Source organism: Gordonibacter pamelaeae 7-10-1-b (genome assembly GCF_000210055.1).
Lineage (GTDB): Bacteria > Actinomycetota > Coriobacteriia > Coriobacteriales > Eggerthellaceae > Gordonibacter > Gordonibacter pamelaeae.
The window spans coordinates 925,798-931,567 of record NC_021021.1 but is presented as its reverse complement, the minus strand read 5'-3'; the positions used below and the strand labels follow the sequence as shown (position 1 = coordinate 931,567).

9 protein-coding genes are annotated in these 5,770 nt (G+C 60.8%); 6 read left to right on the top strand and 3 right to left on the bottom strand.

The annotated features are described in order from the left end of the window. The 3 genes from GPA_RS04405 to GPA_RS04395 form a co-directional block, all read right to left on the bottom strand. Nucleotides 1–356 (bottom strand): cation:dicarboxylate symporter family transporter (locus GPA_RS04405; protein ID WP_041239072.1); only part of this gene is annotated, 356 nt, incomplete at its 3' end. Between the two features lie 112 nt (nucleotides 357–468). Next, entirely contained in the window at nucleotides 469–1,122 is a 654-nt protein-coding gene (locus tag GPA_RS04400) for a TetR/AcrR family transcriptional regulator (protein ID WP_015539061.1), read from the bottom strand. Beyond that, nucleotides 1,119–1,589: a hypothetical protein gene (locus tag GPA_RS04395; RefSeq protein ID WP_041239070.1), complete on the bottom strand. Its 471-nt coding sequence runs from the start codon at nucleotides 1,587–1,589 to the stop codon at nucleotides 1,119–1,121. The genes GPA_RS04400 and GPA_RS04395 overlap by 4 nt, the downstream gene beginning before the upstream one ends. Before the next feature lie 144 nt (nucleotides 1,590–1,733). On the opposite strand from GPA_RS04395, the gene GPA_RS16675 reads away from it, so the two are divergent. The 6 genes from GPA_RS16675 to GPA_RS04370 all read left to right on the top strand — a co-directional run. Further along, nucleotides 1,734–2,210, top strand: coding sequence for a hypothetical protein (locus tag GPA_RS16675; protein ID WP_156790928.1), 477 nt, complete (start codon nucleotides 1,734–1,736; stop codon nucleotides 2,208–2,210). Then, nucleotides 2,207–3,289 (top strand): type II TA system antitoxin MqsA family protein, encoded by a 1,083-nt coding sequence (locus GPA_RS16670; RefSeq protein ID WP_015539059.1) that lies wholly within the window; start codon nucleotides 2,207–2,209, stop codon nucleotides 3,287–3,289. The genes GPA_RS16675 and GPA_RS16670 overlap by 4 nt, the downstream gene beginning before the upstream one ends. A 325-nt stretch (nucleotides 3,290–3,614) precedes the next feature. Beyond that, nucleotides 3,615–3,788, top strand: coding sequence for a hypothetical protein (locus tag GPA_RS18895; protein ID WP_015539058.1), 174 nt, complete (start codon nucleotides 3,615–3,617; stop codon nucleotides 3,786–3,788). A 77-nt stretch (nucleotides 3,789–3,865) separates the two neighbouring features. Then, nucleotides 3,866–4,162: a helix-turn-helix domain-containing protein gene (locus GPA_RS04380; RefSeq protein ID WP_015539057.1), complete on the top strand. Its 297-nt coding sequence runs from the start codon at nucleotides 3,866–3,868 to the stop codon at nucleotides 4,160–4,162. Continuing rightward, nucleotides 4,152–5,075 carry a reverse transcriptase family protein gene (locus tag GPA_RS04375; RefSeq protein ID WP_015539056.1) on the top strand — a complete coding sequence of 308 codons (924 nt, stop codon included), beginning with the start codon at nucleotides 4,152–4,154 and terminating at the stop codon, nucleotides 5,073–5,075. Before GPA_RS04380 ends, GPA_RS04375 begins: the two co-directional genes overlap by 11 nt. A 430-nt stretch (nucleotides 5,076–5,505) precedes the next feature. Next, the coding region (locus GPA_RS04370) for an MATE family efflux transporter (protein ID WP_041239068.1) at nucleotides 5,506–5,770 on the top strand (265 nt) is incomplete at its 3' end.

The following is a 5,770-nucleotide window of genomic DNA, read 5'->3' as shown; positions in this document are numbered from 1 at the left end:
GTGCCCAGCAGCACCGCCAGCACGACGGCGCTGATGCGGCCGAGGTTCTCCGTCACCTTCGTGCGGGTGAACGCGCCCACGATGGCCACGAACACGAGCGGCATCACGAGCATCTTCAACAGCGCGATGTAGCCCTGGCCCACGACGGCCATCCAGTCGAGCGCTGCGGAGGCGGCGTCGCTGCCGCGTCCGAGCGCAAGCTGGATGCCCACGCCCAGCGCGATGCCCAGCCCCAGCGCCGTGAACACCCGCGGCGTGAATCCGACGCCGCGGCGCTTCATCAGCCAGAGCGCCGCCAACAGGCCGACGAACACGGCCAGCACGGCGACAGTGGCGAGGATGGAATCGACAGGCATGGGCGATCAGCTTTCTGGACGGCAGCGCCCTCCAGTATGCCGCGCGCGCGAAGCCGCCCGGCCCTCCGCCTGCAACCGTCTCGCCCTTGTTGCCGAACCGATGGCTCGCCGCCTATTCGGGCCTTTCCGCGCCCAGCGCGCACGCGTGGCGTTCGCCGAAGCGCGTCACATGCTGGCGCGCAAGGTCTACCAGGCGTTCGCGGTCGGCCGCGTCGGCCGCGCCGTCGGCGGCCTGGATGAGCAGCATGAGCGGCGCGAAGAACTCCAGCGCCAGCAGCCTCGGGTCGTCGCGCATGAAAGCGCCTGCTTCCATCATGGACGCGAACAGCCCCTCCTGCCATGCGAGCGGCGTCTCGATGAAGTAGCGGCGGTAGAGCGCGCCCAGCTCGGGCGTGCGGTACTGCTCGACGGTGAGCATCTGTCTAAACAGGGTGGCGAACTCGTCCTCGGTCCAGTAGCGGAACATCGCCTCGCCGAGGTCCGCCATCTGCGCGACCGGGGTGGCCGCGTAGCCGCGCGCCTGCTCGTCCATACCGCCCTCGGGCATTCCGATGGCGGCGGCCGTCAAATCGTAGCGCTCGTCCATGCGCTCGACGATGGCGTCCAGTATGGCCTGCTTGCCGGCGAAGTGCTTGTAGACCGAAGCCGGCTGGATGCCCACGGCGGCTGCGATCTCGCGCATCCCGGTCGCCTCGAACCCCGCGCGGGCGAACAGGCGCAGCGATGCCTGCAGGATGTCCTCCTTGGTGTTGCGACGGGGCGTCATGCGGCGTCCTCCCAGGTGCGGAGCGCGTGCCAGCTCGCGGCCGCCTGCAGCACGCCGAGCGCCAGGTAGAATGCGGAGAGGCCGTTCGGCATGAAGGCGAGTTCGAACGCCGTCCAGGCGATGAGCAGGACGCCCGCCGCGATGCCCCACCGGTACGACGCCGCCCGCTTACCGCGGAAGCGCATTGCGAGCGCGACGATGTTCGGCGCGCCGTTCACCAGCGCGAGCGCAACTCCCGGCCAGAACCACGTGGCGATGAGCGGCTCGGGCAAGGGCAGGACGCCCAGGAACTCGATGGGCATGACGTCGTTCCAGCTGACGGGCAGGGCGACGAGCCCGCTCAGCGCCATGAACCCGCCGCACACTATGGAGCATACCCCGTCGAACCAGTTCATCAACAGCGCGAACCCGCGCGAGACCCTTGCGAGGGAAGGCACGTTACGTTCCTGCCGAGCCGTCGTCGTCATGGTGCTCCCCTTCTCTCATAAAGCTAACGAACGTTAGTCAATGAAAGCAGTTTAGCAAACGATCGTTAGCTTTGCAAGATCGATGAAGCCGTTGTTAGCTTGGAAGCACCTCGTCTTCTGCGCTTGGTTGACGGGAGTCGGATTTTGGAAAAGCAGGCAAGCGAAAAGTCTATCAATAACCTCCTCAAAATGTTATCATTTGATAACGATTTGAGGAGGCCGATCGTGCATGAGGTAGCATCTCGCGCAGGGGTAGCCCGCTACCTTATGCTTATGAAAACATATGCGGGCAACTGGCTCGAAGTGGCGCATCGCTCCCAAGGGCCTGACAAGAACTATGACTTTCTTCGTCGTTACGGCTTGCTCATCGAAGACGTGCGGGACATCTTGACCAGCCTCGTTGCCGACGATTATTCTGATGGCCCCTGTTGCGACGACAAGCAGCTTGGCCGTCCGGACGTGTGGAAGTTCGGCAAAACGGTCGAGCTGGAAGGCGAGGAGTTGGAGTTGTACATTAAGACCTCGTTTGGCTATCGAGCCGATGGCATGGGCTGCGTCTGCGTGTCAATACATCCTTGCGAGCGTCCGCTTTCCTATCCTCTAAAGGAGGGTCGATCATGACCGAGATTCTCGAAACCTATTGCTCCACCTGCGCGCGCGAGGTTTCGGCGTGCGAGGAGACGAGGGCCGAGCATCTGAAAGTTCGCGATGCCTGGGTCGATGTCGACCAGGTGGTGCTCACCTGTCCTGAGTGCGGAGGGCGCATCGGGGACGAGCGGGTCGAAAGCGCCAATCTGCGCCGCGCGTACGAGGCGTATCGGGAGGGTCAGGGCCTTCTTTCCGCTTCCCAGATTCGAGATGCCTACGATTCTTACGGCCTTTCGCAGGCTTCTTTCGGGAAGCTGCTCGGGCTCGGCGGCGCGACCCTGAGCAGATACGAGAACGGAGGCGTGCAAACCAGGCAGATCGATCAGGCGATTCGCGCCGCGTCCGACCCTCATGCGATGCTCGACCTTCTGGCCGAGAAGGGAGCCGAGATACCTGCGGCGCAGCGCGGACGCGCTGAGCAACGGGCACGGGAGAAGCTCGCTCGAGGTCGGGAGTCTCGCTTCGAGTATGCCGTTGTGCGAGGCGATTTCTCCCTCGTGCTCAACCCGGCGGATGCGTCGGAGCTCACCGGCTTTCGCGCTTTCGATGTGGATCGCGCTCGCGAGATGGCGGTGTTCTTCGCATCTCGTTGCAAGCACTTCTTCAAGCTGCGGTTCTTCAAGACAATGTTCTATGCCGACTTCACGGCGTTCGCGGAAACCTCCCGTTCCATGAGCGGCTTGCGGTACGCCCATGCTCCGAACGGCCCCATTGTCCATGGGCATGAGGCGCTTTTGGCTGCGCTCGTGGACGGGGAGTCGCTCGATGTCGAGGAGCATGAGATCGGGGAAACCTCTGCCGAGAAGATCGTCGCCTTGCGCGATGCCGACCTGGGCGTGTTCTCGGAGAGGGAGAGGATCATCTTGCAGAAGACCGCCGACTTCGTCAACTCCTTCCGGAAGAGCAGCGAGCTGAGCGAGCGATCCCATGACGAACCCGGCTGGCGCGGAACCGAGAACGGGCAGCTGATCAGCTACGAGTACGCCTTCGATCTAACCACGACCGATTGCATCAACGGGGAATGCTCGCTTAGGTCATCTCAATGTAAGTAATAGATGCTTACGATGCGCTTTGTGCAGGAAACGTGAAATCGGTCGAACATAGCGACATAATGTCGCTATGTTCGACCGATTGCCATATAATCTGCTGCAGCGATCGAATCGAAGCAGAATCTTCTGGTCGTTCTCCCACACATTGGAGCGCTTCGGCGCTCGAGGGGCGCCGCGTGCGCCCTGCCCTTTGAAGCCCGGCTGCGGCTGGTGCCCGCCCTCTCTGCGCCCGCGCGGGGAGCCCGCGGGCGCGAAGGGTCGAGCGGTTGCTTTGCGTGGACCCGTTCTTTCTGGGGAGGCCCTAAAGTGGGGCAGAAAGGACATAGAAATGAAGAGTAATCGATTGCGCACGCAGAGCACTGGCCACCAGGAACCTGAAGGGAACCGGTCGAAGAAGCACCCGCCCAGGGCGCAACTCTTGAAACTGGTTCTTGAGGCAATCAGGCTTCTGGCTCCGATCCTGAAGGTCATCGCGATCATCCATGATGCGATGAAGGGGTAGGAGATGAGCACGGTAAAGGACCGCTCGGCTTTTTACATACTGCCTTACGGCTGGCTATATAGAAGGAGATCTTGGGCATGATAGGAGAGACGTTAAAAAAACTTCGGGGTATTTACGGCTACACCGCCAAAGAGCTGAGTGAGCTGCTCGGGATCTCGAGAAGCTATCTTTCCGAAATCGAGAACGGCGACAAGCAGCCGACGTACCGATTGCTCGAGAAGTATTCCGACATCCTCGATATCAAGCTGTCTTCTCTAATGCTCCTGGCGGAAGAGTACGATGAGACGGATTCCAAAACATCGGAACGTGCGTTGACTGCTCGTTTGATGGAGAAGGCCATCGGGCTTCTCGCCAAGGATGCCAATGGGCGCTAATCGAAAAAAGTACGCCATTGAACAATGCGCGCTTTACAACCTAACCACTAAGAGAAGGCTCGAGGAAAAGCTGCTCCTGCAGTCGGGCGAACTCAAAGGCGTAATGAGGGGTGTCACCTACCGTGACTTTCAAATCCCGAAGAAAAGCGGGAGCTTTCGTCAGGTCTCAGAGCCCAACAAGAGGCTTAAACTGGTACAGAAGCGCGTGCTGTGGCTTCTGAGCGCGGTGGAGAAGCCCGACTGGGTGATGTCGGCCACGCCCGGCAAATGCCACAAGGACAATGCCGTGTTCCATAGGTCCAACGCCTACATGGTCACCATGGACATAGAGAGCTTCTACGACAAGTGCGAGAGAGAGCGGGTTTACCAGTTCTTCAAGAGGAAGCTGCGGCAGCCCGGTGACGTGGCGAAGGCCTTAACCGACCTGTCCACGTACCGGCAGTCTATCCCGACCGGCGCTCCGACCAGCCAGATCGTTGCTTACTTTGCATATGAAAGCATGTTTGCCGAAATAAATCAGGTGGCGAAAAGCCACGGTTGCATCTTTACCCTGTATGTTGACGACATGACTTTCTCGAGCGGAGAGCCGTTTTCTCCCGATAAGCTCGCAAGTGAAGTGGATGCGGTTCTGCGCAAGTACGGGCACAAGTCCAAAATGTCTAAAACCAGGTATTATCCGAAAGGTACGTGTAAGTTGACGACGGGTGCGGCGATTTCAAGACAGCTGCTCCTCGTCGCTCCGAACGACCTCCGGAAGCGGGTGCTCGAGAACTACGACAAACTTAGAAAGACTGGCGATAAGAGCCTTGTTGCCGTCATCCTCGGGCAGATCGGAGCAGCAGAATTCATTGAGGGTCGTGATATGTTTCCTGGGATCAAGCAGGCGGTCAGAGCTTTTGGCAATGCTTCATAACTAGCGTGGCTTCTGAGGTGGCGATGTAAGACGCTCTAACAACGCGGCCGGTGAGAACATTGCGCATACGAAACGCGTGTAGATGATCAAAGTTTCTAGCTGGATTGACGCGCCCGGCCCGGCGCGGTATGCTGGCCGGCGTTGCAACCACCTCGTTGGGGGAACCAATGATACTTTGCAGAGCTGCCGCTCTGTGCGTGATCGCCGATGAAGCATCGCACGGAGCAGGGATGGACAGGACCATCGGCATCGGAAGGCGCGCCGCCTAAGGGCACGCCTTGTCGTCGATGCCGGGATGCCGGGAACCTCGAGCGCCGCGGATGACTTCGTCCGCGGCGCTTTTTCATGCGCTGGGCGCATCGCGCGGCTGCGGCCGCCGCGATCCCCTGCCTCCTTCCGTTTCCGCATCCCGATTCTCCGAGGTGAACCTATGGCTTCTTCTGCATCGACCGTTTCCTTCTCCGAGGGGCCGCTGTTCCGGCAGCTGCTCTCGTTCGCCCTGCCGCTCATGGCGGTGAACATCTTGCAGTACGTGTACCAGGCCGTCGACATGGCGGTGGTCGGCCAGGTGGTGGGCGACGTGGGGCTCGTGTCCATGAGCAACGCGGTGAACGCCGTCTTCCTGGTGAACGCGTTCGTCATCGGCCTTTCGGCCGGAGGCGGCGTGGTGGTGGCGCGCGCGGTGGGCGCGGGCG

Coding starts and splice junctions, on each gene's coding strand:
- GPA_RS04400 (WP_015539061.1), bottom strand. CDS start 1,122: ATGACGCCCCGTCGCAACACCAAGGAGGACATCCTGCAGGCATCGCTG.
- GPA_RS04395 (WP_041239070.1), bottom strand. CDS start 1,589: ATGACGACGACGGCTCGGCAGGAACGTAACGTGCCTTCCCTCGCAAGG.
- GPA_RS16670 (WP_015539059.1), top strand. CDS start 2,207: ATGACCGAGATTCTCGAAACCTATTGCTCCACCTGCGCGCGCGAGGTT.
- GPA_RS18895 (WP_015539058.1), top strand. CDS start 3,615: ATGAAGAGTAATCGATTGCGCACGCAGAGCACTGGCCACCAGGAACCT.
- GPA_RS04380 (WP_015539057.1), top strand. CDS start 3,866: ATGATAGGAGAGACGTTAAAAAAACTTCGGGGTATTTACGGCTACACC.
- GPA_RS04375 (WP_015539056.1), top strand. CDS start 4,152: ATGGGCGCTAATCGAAAAAAGTACGCCATTGAACAATGCGCGCTTTAC.